Origin of the sequence: Paenibacillus sp. OSY-SE (assembly GCF_000283315.1) — a bacterium.
Taxonomy (GTDB): Bacteria; Bacillota; Bacilli; order Paenibacillales; family Paenibacillaceae; genus Paenibacillus_B; species Paenibacillus_B profundus.
This window is the reverse complement of the sequence record NZ_ALKF01000186.1, coordinates 1-26,042: the sequence shown is the minus strand read 5'-3', so window position 1 is coordinate 26,042 and position 26,042 is coordinate 1. Positions and strand designations below refer to the sequence as shown.

The following is a 26,042-nucleotide window of genomic DNA, read 5'->3' as shown; positions in this document are numbered from 1 at the left end:
TACACTCAACTCCATCTGCTTAGAGTACAATCTTTTTTGCCTTAAAAACGGCAATACCTATAACTACCAAAAACGACTATACCATAAATTGCTATTGGTATAAAGCTCTGAATCAGATTGCGTAGGCTGCATTTTTGAAGCAGATACTTAAATTAAATCACATAATACTTATATATACTTACTATTAAACGAAACGTACTTTTAAATACTTATAAAATGAGTTATAATTACATACAAAGGAGGTGCGGCTTATGTACCAAGAGGAGCGCTTGCTGAAAATACTCGAGCACTTAAGTCAACACCAATCGATGAGCGTTGCAGATATATGTTCGCTATTTCAGGTGTCGAGGGATACGGCACGCAGAGATATTGTCAAGCTAGTTCAAGAAGGTGTTGTCATTCGGACGCATGGAGGGGTCGCCTTACCCGAACTGCAAAAGGAGTTGTCCTCCTATCAGGAGCGTTTAATTGATGAATCCGACAGCAAGAAAAATATTGGAAAGCTTGGTGCCAAGCTAGTCAAGGATCAGGAGACTGTGTTCTTGGACGTATCATCCACCGTACAGTTTGTAGCGGAACAAATCCAAGCGAAGCATATAACGGCAGTCACTCATTCCATTGATAACGTAAGTGTACTATCGAATCGAGATGACCTTCAAATCTATGTTCTCGGCGGTTACCTGCATGCCAAAAATCGCTTGCTATATGGGCCGTCTGTCATAGACAAAATTAGTGAAATCCGCGCCGACAAAGCGTTTATCGGTGCAACTGCCATTCATTCTGATGGATTCTATTATCCTTATGAAGAAGATGCCCGCGTGAAAAGGGAAATGGCCCGTCGAGCGGATCAAGTGATACTCGTCGCCGATCACACCAAGTTTGCAGCCAAATCGAGATTTAGGTTAGATTTCGAATGCGTGGATATCATCATTACCGATCAGGACATTCCGATTGAAATCAGAGAAGTAATTGACCAGAAAAACATTACGGTTATTGAGTGTCAAGCAGACATCCAGCAGGGAGGCGACGAGCAACAATGAACAACAAAGTTGTGCAAAATGTGCAATTGCTGCTGCCAGACCGAATCGTCCCGTCAGCCACGGTATGGATTAGGGATGGGAAAATAGAGAGAGTCGAGCCCGAATATCACTCTGCAGTAGAAGATCAATATGAACGGATTGATGGGAGAGGGCAATGGCTAATACCTGGAATGATCGATGTTCATATTCACGGCGCCAATGGCTTTGACATGATGGATGGTACGGAAGCGAGTATTCAAGAAGTATCGCACGCATGTGCCGCGACAGGATGCACCTCATTTCTCGCCACTTCAGTAAGCTCTACAATGGAGGACCTGCTGAACATGATTCGCAGCGTCAAGCGAGTCATCGGACAAGAAGCGGGAGCGAAGATTGCGGGAATTCATTTAGAGGGGCCTTATTTGAATCCGAAACGTAAAGGAATGCAGAATGAAAAGTATCTCCGCCATCCCAACATGGACGAAATGCAGGAGATTTTCCAGGAAGCGGGCTCACTGATTAAAATGGTAACGATCGCTCCGGAATTACCTGGAGGAATGGAGCTTATCTCCTTCCTGAAAGAACAGAGAGTTGTCATCGCGGTCGCTCACTCCGATGCCACATACGAGGAAGCGAAACAGGCCTTTGCAGCCGGTGCCAGTCATGTTACACATTGTTTTAACGGCATGCGCCCGATTCATCACCGGGACCCGGGTCTGATCGTAGCCGCATTTGAAGAACATCATGTAAGTCTGCAAGCGATCGTGGATCAAGTTCATTTGCATCCTGCTATTATTCGATTGATGCATCGTTTGAAAGGGCCTGAAGGTATGGTGCTCATAACAGATGCTTTGCAGGCAATGGGGATGGGGGATGGAAATTATGTATTTGGCGGCCATCATGTCACTGTATCAGAAGGCATCGCAAGACTGGAGGATGGTACCTTAGCGTCCAGTACCGTAACGATGAATGAAGCATTACGCCTTACTGTCGATACAGGGATTTCCTTGACGGATGCTGTACACATGGGTTCTACTACACCTGCAAATATACTTGGACTCCGTGATAAAGGGAAAATCGAGCCCGGTTACGATGCAGATCTCGTGTTGTTGGACGAACAGTTTCAAGTTGTGTGGACGATGATCGCTGGTAAAAGGATAGGATGAAAATACAATAACCTCAGCCGGGCGAGTTCCGGTCGGGGTTGGCGGAACTACCGGATATACTCTTCGCTCCACTATTCTATGATCCTCCAACTCTCTAAAACGAAGAGAAAGTGTCTTGGCCCCTGATGCCTGCTTCCTTATACTGTCTGCACATTTCGATGCTGTGTTCGAGATCGTATCCTCCGTCCATATACTCTATCGCAGAGATTCTCATGAATAGGAGGATGCGGATTTGGCAGCTGTAGGGCGCGGCATGCTGAAGGATTCATATTGGGCCATGCCATTCAAGCTGTAAGCAAGGATGCCGCATCTCAGAAGCAGTACAAAGCTGCATATTAATGAATGATATCAGCGCGAATCGCGAGTGCAGCGGGATTGACGGTTAGCGGTGCCGCGAATAAAATAAGCTAGTGAAGTAGGAGATGGAGGATGATTGCAATGGAGAAAATAACTACAGAAAAACAGTATCATAATCAAATCGGGAAAGATGAGTTCACCATTTTGAAATTTTACACGAATTGGTGCCCGGACTGTAAAAACCTCGACCGCTTTATCGGGGATGTCGTTATCGAAAACTCGGACAAAGAATGGTTGGAAATCGATGCCGAGCAATTACAACATATTGCCGAGGAGAACGATGTAAGAGGCATCCCAAGTCTGCTTGCATTTAAAAATGGCCAAAAGGTCGGCCATTTGCACAGCAAGTTCGCGAAGACGCCTGATCAGATCAGAGAATTTTTAAGCACGTTGTCTTAATGGATAAGAGACCAGAGGCAGGCCGCCTCTGGTCTATCTTATTATAGCAAGGTGATTCGCTCAGAACATAGAAGATGCATATGGCCTTTTATTTTGTCTATTGGCCAATCCCACCATTTCAACGCCATCAGATATTCAATTTCCTCGTCAGAAAATCTTTTCTTAATCGGCTTGGCCGGATTGCCGCCCACAATCGTATAGGGCGGGACGTCCTTGGTCACAAGGGCGCGTGAACCAATGACAGCGCCATCTCCAATGTGGATTCCGGGCATAATCATAGCCTCTGTTCCAATCCACACATCATTGCCGACGATCGTGTCACCGGCACGCTTGAAGCCATCTACCGATTCGTTGCCCCATTGTTCCCCTGCATAAAAGAAGGGGAACGTCGTAACCCAATCATATCGATGTCCCTGGTTGCCGGCCATAATGAATGCAGCGCCAGAACCTATGGAACAGAACTTCCCGATAATAAGTCGATCAACATCGTTCCGTTCCGCAGACAGATATCTTACGCAATAATCTTCAAACTGTTCTTTATGGTAATAACCTGAGTAGTACGTATAATCTCCAACTTCGATATTTGGATTGGATATTTGTTCTTTGAGCCAATGACTATGCATCCAATTTTTAAATGTATCTTCGCGCATGTTGGTTCGCCTCCTGCATGATTAATCATTTCGCGATGCAGGAGGCATTATCCACCGCTCTAATCATTAATTTTTCACCTTCAACTCTCAGAAAATTTTTCATACATCATCATTTTAATCAAATTCAATACATTAGTCCATTAAATTCAATTTAAATCCCGCCGTTACAAGCGTCGATTTCCCCGATACGCAAAGTCTTGGCTTCATGCAAATGTTTTCTGTTATCATAGGAAATAGAACAATTCCGGAAAATCAATTTTCCATCCAAAAGGAAGGACCAAGGCATGAGTTTGCAACTAACTGAACGGTTCATTAAGTCGTTATGCGGCCAGATCTCTTTTGAAAAAGGAGCAGCCTGCTACCGAGCAGGAAAGGTGACTATCACGAATTATGATCTAGGGGCTTCTATTTACGAGGCCACGGTTGAGGAAAGAGAAAGCTGCAAAGTTACAGTCCATATCGGTCAAAATGGGGATGTGGAGGCGGAGTGCACTTGTCCCGCGCTTCCCTCTTACGACAACTACTGCAAACATATCGCAGCAGTGCTGCTGAATCTCCATCATATGCAGCATGGTGGCAGACGACCGATTCAAACCGGTGCTTCGTGCCAGATTTCGGCGAGGGATATTCAATTGGCCAAAAGCATGCTGGGGCTGTTCGGCGACAAGACGCTGGGCCCAAGCGGCACAAGGCCTTTTTTTGATACAAGGACTCCTCTTCACGTGGAGTTCACCTGCAGACCCGTCTCTTACGGCTATCGGAAGCACATATTCGGCATTGAGTTCAAGGTCGGGCCCAAACGGCTATATGTTGTGCAAAAAATTAGAGAATTTCTCGATCACATCGATCGGAGAGGAGACTACCCATTTTCCAAACTATTCACTTATGATCCGGAGCTCCACAGCTTCCAAAAAGAAGATGACGCGGTCATTCAGCAATTAATCCAAATCTATCGTAACGAAGAGACGTACCGCGAAACTGCGAACATTTATTTCCGAGCCAGCGCTATGAGCGGCGATCGGATGCTGTTGATTCCTCCTTTCTTATGGGATACCATTCTTCCCATGCTCGCCGCAGCTCCATCGGTACAGTTTGAGCAGGGGGGCGACACATACGAAGGCATCCGTATATCCGACGATCCGATCCCCCTCCATTTCGAGCTGGGCCAAGCACAGTCAGAAAGCTATCAATTGGACGTCCAAGGCTTGGAAGGGGTTATCGTCATGGAATCGTACGGGGTTGTCCTGAGTGAAGGCAAGCTGTTGAAGCTGCAGGCCGACCAGTGCAAGCGTCTCGCGGGGCTGAAGCAAATGCTCGAAGCTTCCGGCAAGCATCAAATCCAAATTCCTCCGGAGCAGATGGAACCTTTCATGGAAAAAGTAATACCCGGTCTGATGAAGTTGGGCTGTGTCCACATCGATGAAGCCATTTCCGGCCGCATTATGCAGACGCAGCTGAAGGCCAGACTATATTTGGACCGTGTGAGGGATCGGCTGCTTGCCGGATTGGAATTCCAATATGGCGATATTGTCATCAATCCGTTGGAAAGAAACGTGCAGAGGCGCGGCGAGGACCGCATTCTCTTGCGTGACGGGGAACAGGAACGGAGAATTTTGGAGCTTATGGAGAATAGCTCCTTCACCCAGACGGAAGCCGGGTATTTCATGGATGATGAAGACGCGGAATACGAATTTTTGGTTCACGTCGTTCCCCAGCTGGAACAGCTGGTGCAGGTATATGCCACCTCCGCCGTGAAAGAAAGGATCTGCACCGAACATGCCCCGCCGAAGATAACAGTAGACGTCGATGACAGAATCAATTGGCTCGAATTCCGGTTCGATATGGAAGGGATTCCTGAATCGGACATCCGCAATCTGCTGAAGTCCTTGGAGGAGAAGCGCAAATATTATCGGCTGCGCAATGGGGCGTTATTGCCGCTGGAAAGCGCGGAGTTTCAGGAGATCATCCGCTTCATGAACGAAATGGGCGTCCGCAAAGGTGAGGTCAAGGGAACGGAGTTCCGACTTCCGGTCATCCGCGGGCTTCATTTAATGGATTCCCAAAGACAAGGAAATGCCGTTAGCCTGGGTAAATCATTCCGCCGGCTTTTGGAGAACATGCGGAATCCGGACTATTTGGATTTCCCCGTACCCGACGGTCTGGCTCCCGTGCTTCGGGATTATCAGAAGTATGGGTTCCAGTGGATGAAGACGCTGGCGCAATATCAGTTCGGGGGCATACTTGCAGACGATATGGGTCTTGGCAAGACGCTGCAGAGCATCGCGTTTATCGTCTCCGTGCTGCCCGAGATCAGAACTCAGGGACTGCCCGCGATGATCGTCGCTCCGGCTTCGCTCCTGTACAACTGGCAGAATGAGCTGAAGAAGTTCGCGCCGGAAATTCGGGCCGTGATTGCAGACGGCAGCAAGACGGAACGGAGCGGAATTGTGAAAGATGCATCCCAGGTCGACGCAGTCATTACATCTTACCCGCTTCTGCGCAGGGATATCGAACTGTACGCCGAGCAATCGTTCCATACACTCATAATGGACGAGGCCCAATTCTTTAAGAACCACACGACACAGACGGCACAGGTGGTAAAGCAGATTCAGGCTCAGTATCGCTTCGCCCTCACGGGCACTCCCGTGGAGAACTCGCTAGAGGAGCTGTGGTCCATCTTTGGCGCCGTACAACCCGATCTGTTCCCGGGCAGAAAAGCATTCAATGAACTATCCCGGGAAACGGTGTCCAAGCGTGTCCGTCCGTTTTTGCTGCGGCGCTTGAAGACCGACGTGCTGAAGGAGCTGCCGGAGAAGATCGAGTCGCTGCAAGCCTCCGAGCTGCTGCCGGAACAAAAGAAGCTGTATGCAGCTTATTTGGCCAAGCTGAAGCAGGAAACATTAAAGCATCTGGACGATAACGATTTTCAGAAAAACCGGCTCAAAATTTTGGCTGGCTTGACAAGGCTTCGCCAGCTGTGCTGCCACCCCGCCCTGTTCGTTGAAGGCTATGCTGGCAGTTCGGCCAAGTTCGAGCAATTGATAGAAATTGTGGGGGAATGCCGAAGCGCGGGCAAAAGGATGCTTGTCTTCTCCCAATTCACCGAAATGTTGGGCCTAATCGAGCGGGAGTTGGGTTATCAAGGCGTGCCGTATTTTTACTTGGACGGCAAAACGTCTTCGGCCGAGCGTGTGGAACTGTGCAGCAGGTTTAACGAAGGTGAGCGGGATGTGTTCCTCATCTCCTTAAAGGCCGGCGGCACTGGACTGAACCTGACCGGAGCGGATACCGTAATCCTCTACGATCTGTGGTGGAACCCAGCCGTGGAGCAGCAAGCAGCCGATCGGGCGCATCGCATCGGGCAGAAGAGCGTCGTACAAGTAATCCGGCTCGTCTCCCAAGGCACCGTGGAAGACAAAATGTTCGAGCTCCAGCAGAAAAAAATGAATCTGATCGACGAAGTGATTCAGCCGGGCCACGAGGCACTGTCCGCGCTGACGGAGCAGGATATCCGGGAGATTCTGATGATATGATAAAGAGCTCTGCGAACTGTCCGCTTCGTATCGTAGAAATGAAGAAGACGTCATAACGCCAAAGAAGCCGATCGCCTTATCATAGGGTAATCTGGCTTTTTCTTTGTGTCTGTATGGTTTATTTTTACATTCAAATCAATTCGTCTTTTTCCGTTTTCATTACGTTAATCAGGTAGAAGGGAGGGAGCTGGGTGCTGACGGATGAAGACCTTGTCCAGGAAATACAAAGCGGGAGCCAGGCAGCAATGGAAGTGCTGGTGAAACGTCACTATTCGTCGATCTATTCCTACATATATAGAAAAATCGGTGATCGTCATACGGCTTATGATTTGACGCAGGAAGTGTTCATGAAGATGATGCAGTCGCTTGGAGCTTATCGGAACAACGGGAAATTCGCTAATTGGTTAATGAAAATTGCGGTCAATCACTGCTTGGATTATTATCGCAGCAAGCATTATAAACAAAATCATACACAAACCGAACTGGATGCAAATGTTTCTGATGACAAAAGTAATGTGTGGGATTTATTTCATATTCAATACCAGCGGGAAAAAGCGAAGCAGGCCGTGCTTCTTCTGCCCGAGCATCAAAGGGATGTCATCATTCTCAATTTTTATCACGATTTGAAAGTGAAGGAGATTGCCGACATGACCGACACCAATGAATCCACCGTAAAATCCAGAATAAAAGCAGGGATATCCAAACTTAAGCAAATACTGCTTGCAGGAGATGATGGATGTGAAAAGAGAAAGCAAATATAAAACGAGGGAACAACCACCAAATGATGATTATTCGGGAATCGATTCGCTGCTTGAGCAGTACAGCGTGGAGCTTCCGTCGGATGCGCATATCGATCGTATGATCGAATCGTTAAGACCATATGTTCCGCAAAAAAACAAGAGTGATTCACATAATAGGCAACGATTATTAGAATTGATGAACCGGGCTGCGAAGGAAATACCGTTTTTTGGAAAGTTGTACTGGATTTGCTGTTTGTCAATGTTAATGGCGGGGCTGTGGTTGGCCGCGGCGGACGCGCCGCATCCGTATGCCGCTGCCATTTTGTTTGCCCCCGTTCCGTTTATCATCGGGTTGTTGGAAGTATTCAAAGGGAGAGAGCAAGGCGTCTTGGAGATCGAACTGGCCTGTAAAGTATCTGCGCAAGAGATTATGCTGTCAAGGCTGCTATTCGTCGTGATGAACAGCATCGTGCTGAATACGTGTCTGTCCGGCATACTCTCTCTATTTAGGAATGACGTTCCCTTTTGGGACTTGACGTGGAGCTGGCTGACCCCGTTTCTAATCGTTGCCAGCACTTCCTTGTGGTTGGCGATGCGCATCCGCGGCAGTTCCGCTGTTATGATTCTCGTCTCGGTATGGATCGCGCTCGGGATGATCGGATTAACCAATCCCGATATCGTAAACAAACTGCTGCAAGTGAACCTATTTGCAGCATTCATCGTGAATGCCGGGGCGATGTTGCTTCTATTCAATCAAGGAAAGCAGCTGTTACGGAAACATTCATTCTTTGTAGAAAGGAGCTTGGATTATGAAGCTAACGATTCAGGATATATCTAAACAGTATAAGGACAAATGGGCAATTAGTCATTTTTCGGCAGAGCTGAGCAACGGAGTCTATGGACTGCTTGGACCGAATGGAGCCGGAAAAACAACGCTTATGCGAATGTTGGCCGACATCTTGCAGCCGACTGCCGGCAACATTTTGCTTGACGGCGAGGACATCCGGACGATGGGAGACGGATACCGGGATCTGCTCGGTTATTTGCCGCAGCATTGCGGATTTTACAAACAATTTACGGCTCATCGATTTCTGATGTATATTGCATCCTTGAAAGGACAGGAGAAGAAATATGCGCTGGCGAAAGTCGATGAGATGCTGCATCTGGTCGGTTTGGCAGATCATGCGAACCGCAAAATCAAATCCTTCTCCGGCGGGATGAGGCGACGTCTCGGCATCGCACAGGCGCTGCTGAATGACCCGAAGGTGCTCATCCTTGATGAACCGACGGCTGGTCTGGATCCGAAGGAACGCATCCGATTTCGCAATATTTTGTCCGAATTATCCGGTGACCGGATTGTCTTATTATCAACGCACATCGTGTCCGATATCGAGTATGTCGCCAAGGAAGTGTTATTGATGAACGAAGGGCAGCTTTTGAAACAAGACAGACTCGTCACTTTGCTGGAGCAGCTCAAGGGAATGGTATGGAAGGCGATGATCGATGAAAGCCAGCTCTCCAGCCTGAAACGGCACTATAAGGTTGGAAATATACTGCGGCAGCCGAGCGGCATTGAAGTCCGCATTCTGTCGAAAGAGCAGCCTCTCCCATCTGCTCGCACGGAAACGCCGGGGCTTGAGGATTTATATTTATATTATTTCAATGAGGAGTTAGCCGAATGATGGATCTGCTGAAGCATGAACTGTTCAAAATTATATCGCGTAAAAGCGTGCTGATCGTGGCTGTGCTGCTATTGCTTACATACGGACTGTTTATCGCCTCCCGAAGCGATCATTACCACAATGCATCGCAAGAGTATAAACCGTACGAGAGAGTGATAACCGAAGCGGATCGGGAAATGGTTTTGAAAGTATTTGAGGATGAGGAGCGATATAATAAGGATACACCACCTTCTGAACGCGGGCTGCTTCAGGATATTTGGGATATCCAGTCTATGCAAGCAGGTTATGAGCGGCAACTGGAAGAAATTCGCGCACAATTGGACCGGAGCGTCCTTGGATCTTATGAATACAAGCAACATGCCCTGCATGAACAGCTCTTGTTAGAGAAAGGTCCTCCTTCCGGGCAGGTCTATTATAACAAGCCATGGGCCTACATGATTGATATGATTGATCAATTTGGAGTCGCCTTTATGGGTGCCATGATCCTTATCGGACTCGCTTCTCTATACTCGGAAGAATACTCAACCGGCATGGATAGTTTGCTCTTAAGCAGCAGGAAGGGGAAAGGGAAGCTAATCACTGCCAAGTGCTGTGCCGCGATCATTTACACAAGCTCCTGTTGTTTCTTGTTCGCGCTCATTAATATCGTCGTGCATGCGCTGTTATTCGGCAATCTAGACGGAGCCAATACTCCGCTGTACAGTCTGAGCAAGTACGGTGACTCTCATCCGTTCGGGACATCCCCGTATTCGTTAATGGTCGGACAATATTATGCGATCCAGCTTGGGGTGCATCTTGTTGGAAGTGTTGCATTTGGACTTGCTGTCATGTTTATTTCATCGTTAAGCGCGTCTTCTTTTGTAACTTTATTCGTATCGGGGTGCATTCTGGGTGTCCCTTATTTATTAAATGATTTGTTCAACATGCAAATCCAGGTTATCGAATGGTTGTCCTTCTATAGCTATAGCCAACTCATGCGCGTGACCCGGTTGTTTAACTATTTTCAGACTGTTAACTTAGGGAATATACCCGTCCTTTATCCGGTTGCCGCTTTGTCTGTCATTACCGTTGTCACGGGATTGTTGGTATGGGGGACGCGGCTTGTATTCCGTAAACATCAAGTTAGCGCGTAAAGCAAATTTATGGTTCTAAATAACAGCTTCCCGCACATATGATCTCTTCTAAACATACTTATTTGGGAGGTTTGCGCGATTGACACCCAATGCCTTTGTGGCTCGTTCCATTGATGAAATACGCTTTTGGTCCCGTATCATGAAGGAGCATTCCCTATTCCTTAAATTGGGCTTTAGATGTGAAGATACTCAGTTAATTAATGAAGCTAATCATTTTTACACCGTGTTTGAAGCAATTGAAAACAGAGCACATGCATTACCTGCCGATATAGATCCCCAGACTATGATTCGATTTAATTCGGAAGTTCAGAATGCGGCTTCTCATATCTGGGCCTTCAAAAGAAAGGTGCTGGGTCTCATCGTAAGCTGCCAGCTTCCAGGAGGGAATAACTTCCCATTATTAGTTGATCATACAAGCCGAGAAGCTAATTATTTCAGAAATCGGTTAGAGGAATTAAATACGGGAAGACTGGAGCCGCTGCCTGATGCCATCATCGATGAAAATGTATTTTTCCTGCGCATTATGGCAGATCACGCTAAATTCATAAGCCATCTGCTGGATCCTTCGGAGCGGCAGCTAGTTGAACAAGCGCGCGGTTTCAGCCATGATTTCGACCAATTGCTATTTCAAGCTAAAGATTTAGAGTCCATGCGCCCTCAATCGCAAACCGTTCCGCTGCTCGATCAATTTTTGGACCAAAACAGAGTATCGGTAAAAGCTTTGCGTGATTTCAAGAAAACAGCCCGTGAATTGATAGAGGCTTGCCGAATAAAAAGTATTATCCACCCTTTGTTAGCCGATCATGTGTTTCGCGAAGCTGAAAGATTTCTTTTTATTATCGAGATGTTTGAACAGCATTTGTCAGGATACCCTGTTCCGATTCAACAGTTAGAACATTGAATAAAAGCTATCTAAATAATTCATGAAGCCAGGGGCAATATGACTGGCTTCTTTGTCATGCAATCAAGACTTACCACTTCGGCTGGGTAGGATACATCTTTCCCAGGTGGTAAAATATGAAAAGAATAGCGATAGGGATGAAGGGTGTGTGTTTGTGAACCAAAAGCAAACGAAATTTGGAATGAGCAAGTTGAGTGAACGTGACATTTCCGGACTTATTCAACTATCAGCGTCTGTTGGTTGGGATTATGATGAACAAGAAATTCGTACAGTGATGTCAGCAGGTACAGTATATGGACATAAAAATGAACAAGGAACGATTATCTCTAGCGCAGCAATGATTTCTTATGCCGAAAAGCTGGCTTCTATCGGGATGGTAATCGTTAACGATAGCTATCGGGGCCATGGTTTAGGGAAGGAGCTGACAGAGGCTTGTATTCGCTCCGTGCCTGATGATGTGACGATTATGCTGATTGCAACGAAAGAAGGAAAGCCGCTTTATGAAATATTAGGATTTGATACGATTACTTGTGTCCATAAGTTAATAAGTGATAATTATGTACCCTTTCACCAAGAAGATGGAGGGCTAGAATACGACGTGCTTCCATTAACAGATATCCACTTCGAACAAGTTCGCGCCATGGATCGAGACGCAGTGGGAGCAGATAGGGGACCGTTCCTTGCAGTACGAATTCGACAAGCGAGACAGGGCGTAGTTGTCACACATCGGAATGGAAATTTGGCAGGGTATGGATTAGGTATTGCCGGACCTGTCAATATGATACTTGGACCTATTGTAGCCACGAATCATGATGTCGCATGTTGCATCATTCGCGAGCTTGCGAAAGAACACCAAGGAAGATTAAGAATCGATGTTCCGGATGGACAGCCTTTATTTGTGCGGAGCTTAGAGAAATCTGGATTTGTGAAAGAAAGTCAACCGCCTATTATGATCAAAAATTCGAGCTCGTTGCCTGAAAGAAATCATACTCTTTTTGGTATCGCAGCTCAGATTTTTGGGTAGCTTCACCGATCTTGATTTCATCTTGATGAAGAAGGAAGGGTATGAATTTGAGTGTACCGGGAAAAAGACCATTTCCCGTTGAATTTTTGGAAAGACAAACGACTGTAAACGACTGTTGAATAGGGAAGACCAGCGGACTTGAAGAGCACCCGCTGTGAGGTCAGGTGCTCTTCAAGTTTAAGTTGGTGAATTCATGCAGTCGAATCTATCTTCGCTGCCGTTAAAATAATTGCTCCAGAAAAGGCTGTTCCAATTTTGCTATGACCGATTGCCGATGGTTGTCGATTTGGTTGAGAATAGGCATTTTGTTTGCCTGCACATAATCCGCTGCTTTTAGAATGCGCTCGGCCAGTTGCGCCGCGTCCGTTGAGATTACCAATTGCGGAAGGCTGAGGGAATGGGTGAAATCAAACGACTTAAAGCGGTAACCCAAGCAGATGAAAGGAACATTCGCCGCTGCGGAAAGAACGTTGGCGTGAAGCTTGAAGTTGATGGTGAGGTCGAATCGTTTCATTAGTTGCAAATAATGTTCGTACGTATGCACTTCTGCATCGTACACCACTTTGTCGGGAGCCGCTATTTTGTCATATAGCCGCTTGCAGGCCTCCTGGTCAGGACCCCATACCGGGTACAAATATATCTTATACCCTTGCTCGATTAGGAAGCTCGCCGCGGAAGCCAATTGATTCTCGACATACGCTTCATCCTTGCCGTAAATCCGGTTATAGGACGTGCCCCAGTTGATGCCGATCCACCGTTCACGGGTTTCTTCGTCATCCGCATGAGACGCAGGCGAGGACGTAAGCATGGCCGGATCGCCGCTCACCGTCACCCGATCCATCGAGACGCCCATTTGCCGCATATATTCAAATGTCCATGGACCCCGTACGCCGCAGAAAGCCGCATTTTCAACGACCTCCTGCACTTTAACGCAAAACTCCTTGCTCTCAGCAGGCTCACCGGAGCCGAAGCTGAACGGATTCAAGCGATCATGGCCGCTGCCCCAAATGATTACGCGCTTTTCTTGCCGAACGGCTTCATGCAAAATATCGAGATAGCCCGGTATCAGCAGGGAGCCGCCTCCCATTACAATCGTGTCATACACGGACAGATTCTTGATATCGACTCCAGGCACCGAAGGAATGACCTTATATTTTTCCGGACTCAGATGCAGCTGCGCCATGTGCTCGAACATGGCCCACATCCATTCGTCGCCCAGATTATTGAAGCCAATCCATCCTAAGTAGAAAATGTTTTTCACGTTGACATCACACTCCCGTTATTGAGTTTCGGGCTTGAATGGCTGTATAGATTTCATCCATCCGCGAAATGATTTTGTTGATATTAAAATGTTTCAGTGTCCATTGTCGTCCTTGCGCGCCGATCTGCTTGAGATCTTTCCGATCGGATAAAGCTTTTTGCAATGATTCGGCTACTGCATCTTCCGTCGCCTTTCGTTCGGAAGCGTGATCTCCGAAATAATAGTCCCACGCTTGTCCGTATACGGTTGGCTCGACAATTCCGAAGAAGCCGTGGTTGCCAATGGCTAGTACCGGTTTCCCGCACGCCATCGCTTCCAAGGCTACCCGGCCCGTGCCGACCACGATATCTCCGAGACCGTAATATTCCCGGACCTTCGTCTGATTGCCAGTCATATGAATGAAGGTCTGTCCGGCATTTTTATGGATGGTATTGACCATCTCATTAATTTCGGCAAATTGGATGCCATCGCCGACAACGACCACATGCAAATTAGGCATCTCTGACTTGCGAAGCCGCTCGGCAGCCATAATCAACATGGTGCAGACGATGGCTTTATCCCATGCCAACCGGCTTGCATATACGACAACGCTAGCATCATCCGGAATCTCCAGTGACTTCCGCAGCTCTTGGGAGGGGACCGGATAGAATTCCTCCGGGTCGACCCCGTTCGGCACCAAGAGGGAAGCAATACCCATATTCTGCAGATAGCGCTGTACGGGCTTGCTGACACTGATGACCGCATCGCAGCATTGGGACGTCCGAATCAGCTGATCCTCGGGATAATAAGCCCCGTGGACGGTAAACACAACGGGTATCCCCAGCTCTTTAGCAGCCATGGCCGCATACATGCCCGAAGGGGTTTGATGCACATGGACGACATCAATCTTGCGGTGCAGCATAATCTGCTTGAGCGTACGGATGGTTTGCTTCTGCGAGCTTTCCAGCATAAATGCGCCCGCTGTCAGATCGATGGCATGAATCGGACATGCCGCTTTTGCGAAGGCATTGTACATCAAGCCGCCTGCTCCGGCATAAACCGGTTTAACGCCTAGCTTTTGCAGCCCGTTAACAAGACTTAGTACGTGAGTTTCCGTGCCTCCGACTGCCAAGCTATCCATCACCATCAGCACTCGATAGGCATTATTTCTCATTGCGCTTCAACCGTTCCTTTCCGAAGTATTGTCGGGACCGTTGGTTCGGGTGCTTGCGGTAATAATAAAGAATGTCGGGCATATTTTCGATGTTCAAGGCCGTCGCGCTTAAGGCTCTAGCTATAAACTCATAGTCTTCTGCGCCTTCTATCCTTCTTGTATGCCCGCCGATATGATCGAAAAGGCCGCCGCGCAGCATGATGGTTCCATGGCATACACAATGGCCGCCGCTGGCATATACCTTACGGATTTGATCTCCATACCGGATCCAGCCCGCTTTTGACCTTTGATCCATCTGATTGTGTTCGAAAACCTCATAGTTGGTCCCCACCAACTCAATATCCGGACGGCTTTGCAAAAAAGACACCTGACGCTCCAGACGTTCATGATGTGAAATATCATCCGAATCATGGACCGCTATAAGTTCTCCTTTGGCCAAATACAAGCCGGCGGTCATCGCCCCGGCATACCCGATGTTTCGGGGAAGAGGCAACGTTATAAACGTACGTTCGGCCAGCTGCAGCCGATTGTCATTCAGCCAGTTCTCCACCTGCGTCAAAGAATCGTCTGTTGAGGCATCATCCACGAGAATGACTTCCCAATTCGGGTAGGTTTGCCGCAAAATGCCGTCCAGGCAATCAATCAGAAAGGCTGATTTGTTATAATTTGTTATGACGATGCTTACGAGACCCGGTATTCTTAGGTAGGTCATTATTTTCACCACCTTGTTTCATTTGTTATGAGACGATGCGGACATATGACACCATATTGATTTGAAATATGGCATAGTGTCCATTGTCATATCCCGGAAATCCGGATGTGCGGACAGTCAGCTTCGTGTCATCGACGGACACGAGAACGCCCGTCGTCATGTCCAATGCGCTTGCTACCTGTACTTGTTTTCCAATTAACAAACGTAGTTTTTCTTTCATCATAATCACCTTCTTCTATTGAGTTTGGAACGAGATGACTTGATTCAGATGTACGAGCACAGTCGTGCCATCTGGCTCACTGATTTCTGTATAGTCCTCTCCGACTTCGGTTATCGTTCCTTGAATCGTTCCCCCGAAGGAGGTCAATTCAACCTGCCGATGAACGTATCTTTCAATCGGCTGCTTCAGCGGGGAAACGGAGCCTCCATGCCCCGAATGCGGCGGCGCGGAGTCGTTCCACAGCTCTTCCCGAATCGCTGTCCGCAGAGCTTGCACGAGACGGCTTGCTTGCTGCTCGTCCTCATTGAAGGGATCTTTGACGACTCGTCTCATAATTTGAGCCAGTCCTTCAAAGTATTCTCGCAACTCTTTTACGTTTACTGAAATTTTCATATTTACCACCTACCTTCCATTTCCATATTAATAGAGTATACAAAATGAGATTCAGTGACTAAACTTATCCCTGTCTTCTCGTAAATATGTTCGTTTGAACGTGAAAAAAGATATGCAATATTGCCAGTAAGGGACGCGTATATCGCGAATTTTTTTGCTTTTTAGCAAGCTTGCGTAAGCTTTTACGTCCTTAAAGGCACTTATATTTAGATATGGCAGAAAGGAGTGGCTGTTCGTGCTTCATCCAATCGAAGAAGCTAAGCAGGGGAAGCGGGAAGCCTTTGAACCGATTGTTGAAGCGTTTCGGGGGATGGCATATGCCATGGCGTATGAAGTATGGGTGACCTTCAATATTGGATATGCCTCAAAAAATTATCTCAAGGAACGCATCCATTACTGCACATCGAAGGCCTAATCTCATTTCCGAGCTTCTCGAATCGAGCTCCCGAATTCAATGATTGTCGAATCAGCTTAACCGAGACCGGCCGCCGCGTCCTTGCTGGACAAGCAGATTGGGTAGTCATAAATGGGATGGACGAATGGCTTGGCGGCGTTCGCTTGGAGGGACGCGACGCATCTTGGCGCTGGGATCCGTCCACTCACACGCTGGTTGACTCACAATGTAGATAGCGCAATAGACGGAATGATGAAGAGAATATTAGTAATTAGATCTTGAATGTTCGTATTGCAGTTGATATATAATGATTAACCCTATTCATATTGAAGGAGTATGTCATGATAAAACGGATATCGATTGAAGACGAACAGACGGCAGCTCAAGTCCTGGCCGTTCAATTACCGGCTTACCGCGTGGAGGCGGCTCTCATCCAATTCGAGGACATCCCGCCTTTGAAGGACAAGGTATTATCGTTGCAGCAATGCGGTGAAACATTCCACGGCTATTACGACGGCGAGCACTTGGCAGGTGCCGTCTCGTTCAAACGGGAAGGGGGGACGATCGACATTCACCGGATGATTGTCCATCCGGAGTACTTCCGACAGGGTATCGCCCAAGCTTTGCTGCAGCATGTAGAACGATTGCACCCTGACGCACACACGTTCATCGTCGCTACCGGAGCGCGCAACGATCCAGCCAAACGGTTGTATGAGAAAAATGGTTATGAGCTCGTCCGTGAGCAAGAAGCAGCTCCCGGGCTGACATTGGCCTTTTTCCAGAAGAACAAGGGCGCGTCATGAGGGCGGTTGCCAATCACTTGTTGTGTCTGGGCGGAGCTTGGATTCTGTCCAACGTTGTGGCGATGGGATCATTCTGCGGTTACATCGATCTCGAAGGTCTTATTGAAGTATCGGCAAATGAATAAACATATCAGCATAATCGGACTGAATGAAGAAAGCCAACAGTTAATTGAAAAGATGGGACAGTCTATTCCGATAGGCCATTAACGCGAAAACCTTCCCTTGGAGAAACGGGGGAGGTTTTTTTATGGGTGTCACCTTTTCCTCCTCTTTCGAACAAACGCATATTGTCGCTCGGCCCTTAGCTCCATTCTCCCATACAGTCAGAAAGGCAGGAACCCGATGAGGAGGAGTCAGAGTTACATGCCGCTTGGAGAAGACCCCTGCTGCCCCTTTGAGCGATTGCTTCACTCTCCCTTTCATTCAGACAGTTGCAAATCATTCCCCCTGTAAGTATATCGTACCTCTTCTGATGCAAGGGGAGAATGCAGCAAAGGGGCGGACGAACGATTGCCTTCAGTCTAAAGACACGACTGCACACCTGCACACGAAAATTTAAAATTAGGTGGAGCCTGGACCTTGCTGTATCCAATCCTTGTAAGCAAAAACAACGAGGAGGAATTTTTCATATGAAACCGTATAAACTGTTTTGGGAGCAAAAGAAAAAAGATATGAAAGAGGCCTATAAGAGCTTAAAGCCTCAAGTGCTCAAAGCGGCGAACGAAGCTGCGCAAAGATTGAAGCCGATTAAAGACTCTGCGCTTACCGTGATCGGCGGCGATAGGGAAAGATCGATCGACGGAGTGGTGACTGGGGAGTGGGCATTATCGTCCAAACATGGTCATATCGTCTATATTGACAAAAAGACAGGCGAAGTTAGACGCGCGTCCGCCGATTATGAATTTGATGAACTGGATCAATCGATCCCGCAAGACATCTTGAATACGTGGAAGTCCATAGGCGGAGACTGAGAGTTAGTAAAACCCGACTCTTTTACGAAAAGCATAGAACATGATCCTATATTTGGAGAATTCGAATTTTGGTCTTTTTCCGGTACCCAAAACAATATAAAGAAATCGGATGTTTTCCTGTAAAGCTGACAGAAGAAGCTGCACAGTCCGCTTTGTTTCACGACTTTCCGAATGAGTTTCAATCGCTGGGAGTGTACATCCAACACCCTCGCGAGATCTTCAACAAGAACGATACGTGGCTGAGTCCAATCTAATTCTTAACTGCTTTACTCGACGCAATGGAAAGATCCTATAATTGAATAATGACATTAAAAATTATCCTCATTAAATAAACAGGTGCGTATTAAAAGCTGTTTACTTAATTGAATTGTAACCCGTACAGTTTCCGCTGTTGCCCTTTACATTTATCGTACCTACAGTGGCAGCGCGTATGTCGAATCAACGGGTCTTGGCTGTCGTTTCCGGTCTGCTATTCCTGCTCGGTATGCGTGGATTATTCTACGGAAGCGGGCCGTTCGTGCTCGCAAGTGTGATTACGATTGGAATCGGTGGAGGTTTTTTTTCAGCTAGGCGATGATGTTCTTCGGACTTCGAACACGTACGACGTACCCCGTAGGGCGGGCATTTTTTTTAGAGGTGTCTATCCTACGGGGTACAGTTCAAATGGGGATTTTTCATGTTCTTTTAAACGCGGATATTTATGTCATATTTATGACAATATAAACCTTTAATTTGCGGAAAATTAATATATTATACTAATTTATAGTAAATGATATTGTTAAATACAACCAATGATACTATAATACGGGGTGGTAATAATTAACTTATAAGGATGTCTTTTAAATGTATTAAAATACTTCGCTTTATTGCATATAAGGGGGTGAAGTATCTTTATCTGGATTCTTCGGCGAATCTCAATCATCTGTTTCCACCAACCATGCGGCTATTTAACACATGTGCCAGATCGGCTTGCCCTGGCCATACACCTTTGATGACCCCAAGAAACGCTATACCTGCCTTTTCGAACCGTATTCAAGCTACCTACTCGCACTATCGCACGGGATATGCCCAAATCTAACCTAACCAAACCAAATTAAACCTAACCAATCATAAGTGAAATATCCATCTATTCTATAACGATAACGGTTTTAATCCATTTCTGTACGGAAATGTTTATTTACTCATCCAGAAGAACATTCAAATAGCTGTGTACCTAGACAGTTACGAATATTTCTAATAGGGGAGAGTCCATGTGAACGAAAATCCGAACAAATTATTTCCATTGACGCAGGCGCAGCGAAGAATATGGTATATGGAAATGATGCATCCGAATACCACCGTCTCTACCGTTGCAGGAACTTTAGTCATTCGAGGCGAGGTAGACGCGGCTGTGCTGAAGGAGTCTATCTGCCAAGTAATTACGCAGCACGATGCTTTCCGCATCAGAATCATGACTCAAGACAATCAACCCATTCAGCGGCTCGAGCCCGAATCGGCTATCACTCCAGAAGTAGACTATATGGAATGGGATGACCATTTGGAAGCTAAAGACTGGTTGAATCGTTTCAATCGAATTCCAATCAGTATTTTTGATGATAAATTATATAATTTCACAGTATTTAACGTTAACAATCAAGAGTATTGGATTCACTTAAAAATTAACCATATTATAGCTGATGGCGTAACTTCGCATCTTATAGGCAATAAAATCATGCAAACCTATATGGAGCTTACAAGCGGAACGTTCTCGGCTAATGACAAGAAGAACTCTTATCTCGATTACACTTATGCGGAGCAGGAATATGAAAAGTCCGATCGCTATCAGAAAGATAAGGCATACTGGCTGGAAAAGTTCCAAACCATGCCCGAGACGACAGGAATTAAACCGTATCCTCCATACTCCATAAGCACCGAGGCGAAAAGAGCGTACGTTGCCCTCACCGGCGAGCGTTACGAACAGCTGAAGGTCTTCAGCGAGCAAAACAACATTAGCCTGTTCACACTATTTTTGGCAACGGTATACATGTTTTTATATAAAACAACTGGAAATTTGGATATTGCTGTGGGGACAGCATACGCGAACCGGACGTCAAGGAAAGAAAAAGAAATGTTGGGCATGTTTGTAAGCACAGTCGCGACTCGATTGTCGCTTGATCCCAACCAAGATCTGATTTCCATCCTACATAATGTCTCCAAAGAGCAAAAGACGAATTTGCGTCATCAGAAATATCCGTACAACCAGCTTATTCTGGATTTGAGAAAGGAGCATAAGCACAGCGATATCCAAGATCTCTATGGCGTGTCTGTGGACTATATGCCTATTAATTGGTCCAGCTATGGACAGCTCAGCATTCAGCAGCGGAGCAGTTTTTGCGGTCACGAAGTGGATGACTTGGCGGTTCATGTCGAAGATATGCTGGACGATCAACAGCTTGTCATCAATGTGGATTATCGGATTCAATTGTTCGAAGAGCGTGAAATCACTCGAATTATCGAGCAGATGCTTACCATAGTCGATGGAATTCTGCATAATCCGCAGCAGACGCTGCACGAGCTGACCATGTTGAACAACGAAGAAGCGCGTAAAATATTGACCCAATTCAACGACACGGCCGCAGAGTTCCCTAGGGACAAGACCGTGCACCAATTATTCGAGGAGCAAGCGGCGCGCACGCCCAATCATGTTGCGGCCGTGTATGAGGATGAGCAGTTGACATACCGGGAATTGAACGAACGGGCCAATCGGCTAGCGCGGACATTGCGAGCCGAGGGCGTGCAGCCGGAGCAATTAGTGGGCATTATGGCAGACCGCTCGCTGGAGATGATTGTGGGCATTCTGGCTATCTTGAAAGCTGGCGGGGCTTATGTGCCAATCGATCCGGAATACCCGGAGGAGCGCATCCGCTATATGCTGGATGATTCGAACGCGCGGGTGCTGTTGGCCCAGCGTCATCTGCAGGCACGAATTGCGTTCACCGGCACATGGGTGATTCTTGATGAGAATGCGTTCTACGACGAAGACGGCACCAACCTTGAATCGAACAATGACCCGTCTAATTTGAGCTATGTCATCTACACATCAGGGACGACAGGCAAGCCGAAGGGGGTCATGATCGAGCATAGACAGCTGGTGGCCATGGCACACGCCTGGAAATCCCGGTATCACTTGCATGAGGCGGGCATTCGCTGGTTGCAGTGGGCGAGCTTCTCGTTCGACGTATTCTCGGGAGACATGGTCCGCACGCTCTTGAATGGCGGAGAGCTTATTCTGTGTCCCGGTCACGCGCGGGCGAACCCGGAAGCTATCTGCGAATTGATTCGCAAGCATCGCATCCAGATGTTCGAGTCGACGCCGGCCCTCGTTGTCCCGCTGATGGAATATATATACGACAACAAAATGGACATTCACAGTCTGCAATTGTTAATCATCGGCTCGGATTACTGTCCGGCTGAAGAATTCCAGAAGCTGATGGAACGATTCGGCTCACAAATGCGAATTCTGAATAGCTATGGCGTAACCGAAGCGTGCGTCGATGCCAGTTATTTCGAACAGACGGATTCCGATGCGCTTCGAACGCTGCCGATAGGCAAACCATTACCAGCCGTATCCATGATGGTTCTGGACGATAACCGCTCGTTGCAGCCGATCGGGATAACGGGCGAACTATATATCGGCGGGGCTTGTGTGGGAAGAGGATATTTGAATCGGCCAGATCTGACGGCCGAGAAGTTCGTCGACAATCCATATGCGCCAAGCGAGATGATGTACCGGACGGGCGACTTGGCGCGTTGGTTGCCGGACGGCAATATCGAATATTTGGGGCGGATCGATCATCAGGTGAAGATTCGGGGATACCGCATCGAGATAGGCGAAATTGAATCTCAATTGCTCAAAGCGGAGTCCGTTCGAGAGTCAGTCGTCGTCGCACGGGAGGACGGAAGCGGACAGAAGGTGCTGTGTGCATACTACGTGGCAGACCGCGAGCTCACAGTGAATGAGCTGAGGGGAAAGATGGCGGAAGAACTGCCGGGATACATGATTCCATCGTATTTCATGCAGCTGGAACAGATGCCATTGACGCCGAACGGCAAGGTCGACCGCAAGGGGCTGCCGGCTCCGGAAGGAAGCGCGCATACCGGAACGGAATATGTGGAGCCGAGTTCTGCAGCGGAGAAGATGCTGGCTGCCGTGTGGCAAGCTGTATTGGGTATAGAACGGGTCGGCGCGAGCGAGCATTTCTTCGAGCTTGGCGGCGATTCCATCAAGTCGATTCAAGTGTCTTCCCGATTGCGTCAGGCCGGCTACAAAATGGAGATCCGGGATTTATTCAAATACCCGACCATTGCGGAGCTGAGTCTGCACATCCAGCCAGCCGGAAGAATGGCCGATCAGAGCGAAGTGGTTGGGAAAGCGGAGCTGACACCGATCCAGCGTTGGTTTTTCGCACAACGGTTCGCCGATCCGCATCACTATAACCAATCGATCATGCTGTACCGCAAGGAAGGCTTCGACGAAGCAGCGATTCGCAAGACGCTGGAGAAGATCGCCGAGCATCACGATGCGTTGCGGATGGTATTCCGCAAGACCGAATCCGGATACGCCGCTTGGAACCGAGGAATCGGAGAAGGCGAGCTATACAGGCTGAATGTGGCGGACTTCCGTAATGAATCGGCTTGCGGGCCGTTGATTGCAGCGCAAGCGAACGAGATTCAAGGCGGGATCGACATCGAGACAGGGCCATTGGTGCGGGCAGGATTGTTCCAATGCGCGGATGGGGATCATTTACTGCTCGTCATTCACCATACTGTCATTGATGGCGTCTCTTGGCGCATTTTACTGGAAGATATCGCGGTTGGTTACGAGCAAGCGTTGAAGGGAGAAGAGGTTCGTCTTCCGAGCAAAACCGATGCTTATCGCACTTGGTCCGAGCGACTGGCCTCTTATGCTGACAGTCAGACTGTAATTAATGAACGTGCCTATTGGCAGCGTATCACACAGACGGAAATGAATCCTTTGCCTAAGGATTATGAAGCGGATTGCTCCTTGCAGAAGGATAGCGAATCCGTCATCGTCCAGTGGAGCCCAGAGGACACAGAGCAGCTATTGAAACACGTGCACAAGGCATATAACACGGAAATGAACGACATTTTGTTGACAGCTCTAGGGACGGCTGTGCAGAGATGGAGCGGCCGCGACCGGGTGCTGGTGAATCTGGAAGGACACGGCCGCGAGGCCATCATCGCAGACATCGACATCTCACGCACTGTAGGTTGGTTTACAAGCGAGTATCCGGTGCTGCTCGAAATGGAGCAGGCCAAGGGCTTGTCCTACCGGATTAAAAAGGTGAAGGAGGACTTGCGCCAAATCCCGAACAAGGGTATTGGGTATGGCATATGCCGTTATATGTCCGACCTCCCGTATGAAGCCTCTTGGGGCGCGAATCCAGAAATCAGCTTTAACTACCTGGGGCAGTTCGATCAGGATTTGCAAAGCAACGGGATGCTCATGTCTCCCTTGTCGAGCGGCTCGAACACAAGCGGCAACCAAGCGCGCCAATACGCGCTGGACATCAACGGAATGATTATGGATGGCTCGTTAGTCTTCGATCTAAGCTATGGCAGCAAGGAATATCGAAGGGAGACGATTGAGGATCTTGCCGGGATGCTGCAAGAGATCCTGCGGGAAATCATTGCGCACTGCACTGCGAAGGAGCGGCCGGAATTGACCCCGAGCGATGTCTTGCTGCAGGGACTGAGTGTGGAGGAACTGGAGCAGATCGTGGAACAGACACAGCACATCGGGGACATTGAAAATATGTACAAGTTGACACCGATGCAGAAAGGTATGTGGTTCCACAGCGCCATGGATCGGCAGGCGGGCGCGTATTTTGAACAAACGCGGTTTACCTTGCAAGGGGATCTCGACGTGGATGCCTTCGCCAAGAGCTGGACCGCATTGGCAGCGCGGCATACTGTGTTGCGGACGAATTTCCACAACGGTTGGAAGGGCGAACCGCTGCAAATCGTATACCGTGACAAGCGGATTGGGTTCGCTTATGAAGATGTGAGCGCTCTGAAGCCGGCTAAGCAAAGAGCGCATATCGAGAACGCTGTGAATGAAGACAAGCTGCGCGGGTTTGACTTAGAGCAAGATGAACTTATGCGGGTGTTAGTGATGCGTACGGCACAAGAGAGCTATCACGTGCTCTGGAGCTCGCATCATATCCTGATGGACGGCTGGTGCTTGCCGCTGGTTGCCAAAGAAGTGTTCGATACGTACTCTGCCTATGTGCGGCATCGGCATCTCGAAAAGACAACGGTACCTGCGTACAGTCAATATATTGAATGGTTGGAACAGCAAGATGAAGAGGCGGCATCCGCATATTGGTCCGAGTATTTGGCTGGATACGACCAGCATACGGCGCTGCCGCAAGGGAAAGATCAAGGACGAAGCGAAGCATACGCTGCGGAGCACATCGATTGCGAACTGGGCAAAGACTTGAGCGTGCGGCTCAACGAGGCGGCGAAACGGAATTTGGTGACCCTGAGTACGTTACTGCAAACAACATGGGGCATCATGTTGCAGAAGTATAACGGAACCGGCGACGTGGTATTCGGCGGCGTCGTATCGGGGAGACCGGCGGACATGCCGGGGATTGAAGAGATGATCGGCCTGTTCATCAACACGATTCCTGTTCGCGTTACCGCCGATGCGGGGGAGAGCTTCGCCGACATCATGTGCAGGCTGCAGGAACAGGCGCTGGCATCCGCCAAGCACGATCACTATCCGCTGTATGAGATTCAGGCACAGAGCGCGCAGAAGCAAGAACTGATCAATCATATCATGGTATTCGAGAACTACCCGATGGAAGAGCAAATCGAGCAATTGGAAAGCCTCGACGGCAAAGGGCTGAAATTGAAGGATGTCATGGTAACGGAACAAACGAACTATGACTTCAACCTGGTCATCATGCCCGGGGACGAAATTGTGATTCGTCTGGATTATAACGGAATCGTGTTTGACAGAACGAGTATGGAGCAGTTGAAGGGTCATTTAGTGAACATGCTGGAGCAAATCGCGGCCAACCCGCAAATACCGGTGGGAGAACTGGAACTGGCGACAGCAGCGGAGAAAGCGCAGATTGTGGATGTGTTCAACAACACAGTTGTCGAGTACCCGCGGGAGAAGACGATTCATCAATTGTTTGAAGAACGGGAAGAACGAATTCCGGACGCGGTGGCGGTGATATTTGAGGACAAACGGTTGACCTATGCGGAGCTGAATGCCGCTGCCAATCGAATTGCTCATCTCTTGCGGGATCGAGGCGTAGCACGAGGCACACTGGTCGGCATTTGCGCGGAGAGATCCTTGGAGATGGTGGTCGGACTGCTGGGAATCCTCAAAGCCGGCGGGGCATACGTTCCGATCGATCCTTCCTATCCTCAAGAACGGATTAATGCCATGCTGGAAGATACAGCAATCAGCGTGATGCTCACGCAGGCGCATCTGCAGACAAGCGTGCCGAACAGC

At 48.2% G+C, this 26,042-nt stretch carries 21 protein-coding genes and 1 pseudogene; 15 read left to right on the top strand and 7 right to left on the bottom strand.

Going from position 1 to position 26,042, the window contains the following annotated elements:
• Positions 1 to 251: 251 nt before the first annotated feature.
• Positions 252 to 1,040 carry a DeoR/GlpR family DNA-binding transcription regulator gene (locus A372_RS0116825; RefSeq protein WP_019422048.1) on the top strand — a complete coding sequence of 263 codons (789 nt, stop codon included), beginning with the start codon at positions 252 to 254 and terminating at the stop codon, positions 1,038 to 1,040.
• A complete protein-coding gene (gene nagA / locus A372_RS0116820; RefSeq protein ID WP_019422047.1) occupies positions 1,037 to 2,185 on the top strand; it encodes an N-acetylglucosamine-6-phosphate deacetylase in 1,149 nt (382 codons plus the stop codon). The genes A372_RS0116825 and nagA overlap by 4 nt, the downstream gene beginning before the upstream one ends.
• Positions 2,186 to 2,236: 51 nt before the next feature.
• Here nagA and A372_RS39590 read toward each other — a convergent pair.
• Positions 2,237 to 2,326: pseudogene (locus A372_RS39590) on the bottom strand (hypothetical protein); the annotation flags it as partial.
• Positions 2,327 to 2,623: 297 nt separating this feature from the next.
• Here A372_RS39590 and A372_RS0116815 point away from each other — a divergent pair.
• A complete protein-coding gene (locus tag A372_RS0116815; RefSeq protein WP_026011119.1) occupies positions 2,624 to 2,941 on the top strand; it encodes a thioredoxin family protein in 318 nt (105 codons plus the stop codon).
• Positions 2,942 to 2,982: 41 nt separating this feature from the next.
• Here A372_RS0116815 and A372_RS0116810 read toward each other — a convergent pair whose 3' ends face one another.
• Complete coding sequence (locus tag A372_RS0116810; protein WP_019422045.1) at positions 2,983 to 3,591, bottom strand: CatB-related O-acetyltransferase; 609 nt, start codon at positions 3,589 to 3,591, stop codon at positions 2,983 to 2,985.
• Positions 3,592 to 3,875: 284 nt separating this feature from the next.
• Here A372_RS0116810 and A372_RS0116805 point away from each other — a divergent pair, with 284 nt between their 5' ends.
• The 7 genes from A372_RS0116805 (at position 3,876) to A372_RS0116775 (ending at position 12,604) form a co-directional block, all read left to right on the top strand.
• On the top strand, positions 3,876 to 7,124 hold the full coding sequence (locus A372_RS0116805) for a DEAD/DEAH box helicase (protein WP_019422044.1): 3,249 nt from the start codon (positions 3,876 to 3,878) through the stop codon (positions 7,122 to 7,124).
• A gap of 191 nt (positions 7,125 to 7,315) precedes the next feature.
• Complete coding sequence (locus A372_RS0116800; protein WP_019422043.1) at positions 7,316 to 7,885, top strand: RNA polymerase sigma factor; 570 nt, start codon at positions 7,316 to 7,318, stop codon at positions 7,883 to 7,885.
• The gene (locus tag A372_RS0116795) at positions 7,863 to 8,702 is read left to right on the top strand and encodes a hypothetical protein (RefSeq protein ID WP_019422042.1); all 840 of its coding nucleotides are present in this window, start codon (positions 7,863 to 7,865) and stop codon (positions 8,700 to 8,702) included. The genes A372_RS0116800 and A372_RS0116795 overlap by 23 nt, the downstream gene beginning before the upstream one ends.
• On the top strand, positions 8,674 to 9,546 hold the full coding sequence (locus A372_RS0116790) for an ABC transporter ATP-binding protein (RefSeq protein ID WP_019422041.1): 873 nt from the start codon (positions 8,674 to 8,676) through the stop codon (positions 9,544 to 9,546). Before A372_RS0116795 ends, A372_RS0116790 begins: the two co-directional genes overlap by 29 nt.
• A complete protein-coding gene (locus A372_RS0116785; protein WP_019422040.1) occupies positions 9,543 to 10,679 on the top strand; it encodes an ABC transporter permease in 1,137 nt (378 codons plus the stop codon). The genes A372_RS0116790 and A372_RS0116785 overlap by 4 nt, the downstream gene beginning before the upstream one ends.
• A 79-nt stretch (positions 10,680 to 10,758) precedes the next feature.
• Positions 10,759 to 11,580 carry a DUF2935 domain-containing protein gene (locus A372_RS0116780; protein ID WP_019422039.1) on the top strand — a complete coding sequence of 274 codons (822 nt, stop codon included), beginning with the start codon at positions 10,759 to 10,761 and terminating at the stop codon, positions 11,578 to 11,580.
• A gap of 154 nt (positions 11,581 to 11,734) precedes the next feature.
• The gene (locus tag A372_RS0116775; protein WP_237728547.1) at positions 11,735 to 12,604 is read left to right on the top strand and encodes a GNAT family N-acetyltransferase; all 870 of its coding nucleotides are present in this window, start codon (positions 11,735 to 11,737) and stop codon (positions 12,602 to 12,604) included.
• A 220-nt stretch (positions 12,605 to 12,824) separates the two neighbouring features.
• Here the strand turns inward: A372_RS0116775 and A372_RS0116770 are convergent, their stop codons facing one another.
• Genes A372_RS0116770 through A372_RS0116750 form a run of 5 tightly spaced genes read right to left on the bottom strand, consistent with a single transcriptional unit; the run spans position 12,825 to position 16,343 of the window.
• Complete coding sequence (locus A372_RS0116770) at positions 12,825 to 13,865, bottom strand: polysaccharide pyruvyl transferase family protein (RefSeq protein WP_019422037.1); 1,041 nt, start codon at positions 13,863 to 13,865, stop codon at positions 12,825 to 12,827.
• Between the two features lie 7 nt (positions 13,866 to 13,872).
• Entirely contained in the window at positions 13,873 to 15,018 is a 1,146-nt protein-coding gene (locus A372_RS0116765) for a glycosyltransferase (protein WP_019422036.1), read from the bottom strand.
• Positions 15,008 to 15,730, bottom strand: coding sequence for a glycosyltransferase family 2 protein (locus A372_RS0116760; protein ID WP_019422035.1), 723 nt, complete (start codon positions 15,728 to 15,730; stop codon positions 15,008 to 15,010). Before A372_RS0116760 ends, A372_RS0116765 begins: the two co-directional genes overlap by 11 nt.
• A 25-nt stretch (positions 15,731 to 15,755) precedes the next feature.
• Complete coding sequence (locus A372_RS0116755) at positions 15,756 to 15,953, bottom strand: hypothetical protein (protein ID WP_233696910.1); 198 nt, start codon at positions 15,951 to 15,953, stop codon at positions 15,756 to 15,758.
• 12 nt (positions 15,954 to 15,965) lie between these two features.
• The gene (locus tag A372_RS0116750) at positions 15,966 to 16,343 is read right to left on the bottom strand and encodes a hypothetical protein (protein WP_019422033.1); all 378 of its coding nucleotides are present in this window, start codon (positions 16,341 to 16,343) and stop codon (positions 15,966 to 15,968) included.
• Positions 16,344 to 16,578: 235 nt separating this feature from the next.
• Here A372_RS0116750 and A372_RS0116745 point away from each other — a divergent pair, with 235 nt between their 5' ends.
• From A372_RS0116745 to A372_RS34105, 5 genes are all read left to right on the top strand, one after another.
• Entirely contained in the window at positions 16,579 to 16,758 is a 180-nt protein-coding gene (locus A372_RS0116745; protein WP_019422032.1) for a hypothetical protein, read from the top strand.
• Positions 16,759 to 17,078: 320 nt separating this feature from the next.
• On the top strand, positions 17,079 to 17,540 hold the full coding sequence (locus A372_RS0116740) for a GNAT family N-acetyltransferase (RefSeq protein ID WP_019422031.1): 462 nt from the start codon (positions 17,079 to 17,081) through the stop codon (positions 17,538 to 17,540).
• 629 nt (positions 17,541 to 18,169) lie between these two features.
• A complete protein-coding gene (locus A372_RS0116730; RefSeq protein WP_019422028.1) occupies positions 18,170 to 18,511 on the top strand; it encodes a hypothetical protein in 342 nt (113 codons plus the stop codon).
• Between the two features lie 430 nt (positions 18,512 to 18,941).
• A complete protein-coding gene (locus tag A372_RS37420; RefSeq protein ID WP_157259593.1) occupies positions 18,942 to 19,088 on the top strand; it encodes a hypothetical protein in 147 nt (48 codons plus the stop codon).
• A 675-nt stretch (positions 19,089 to 19,763) separates the two neighbouring features.
• A partial coding sequence (locus A372_RS34105) for a non-ribosomal peptide synthetase (protein WP_019422026.1) occupies positions 19,764 to 26,042 on the top strand: 6,279 nt, incomplete at its 3' end.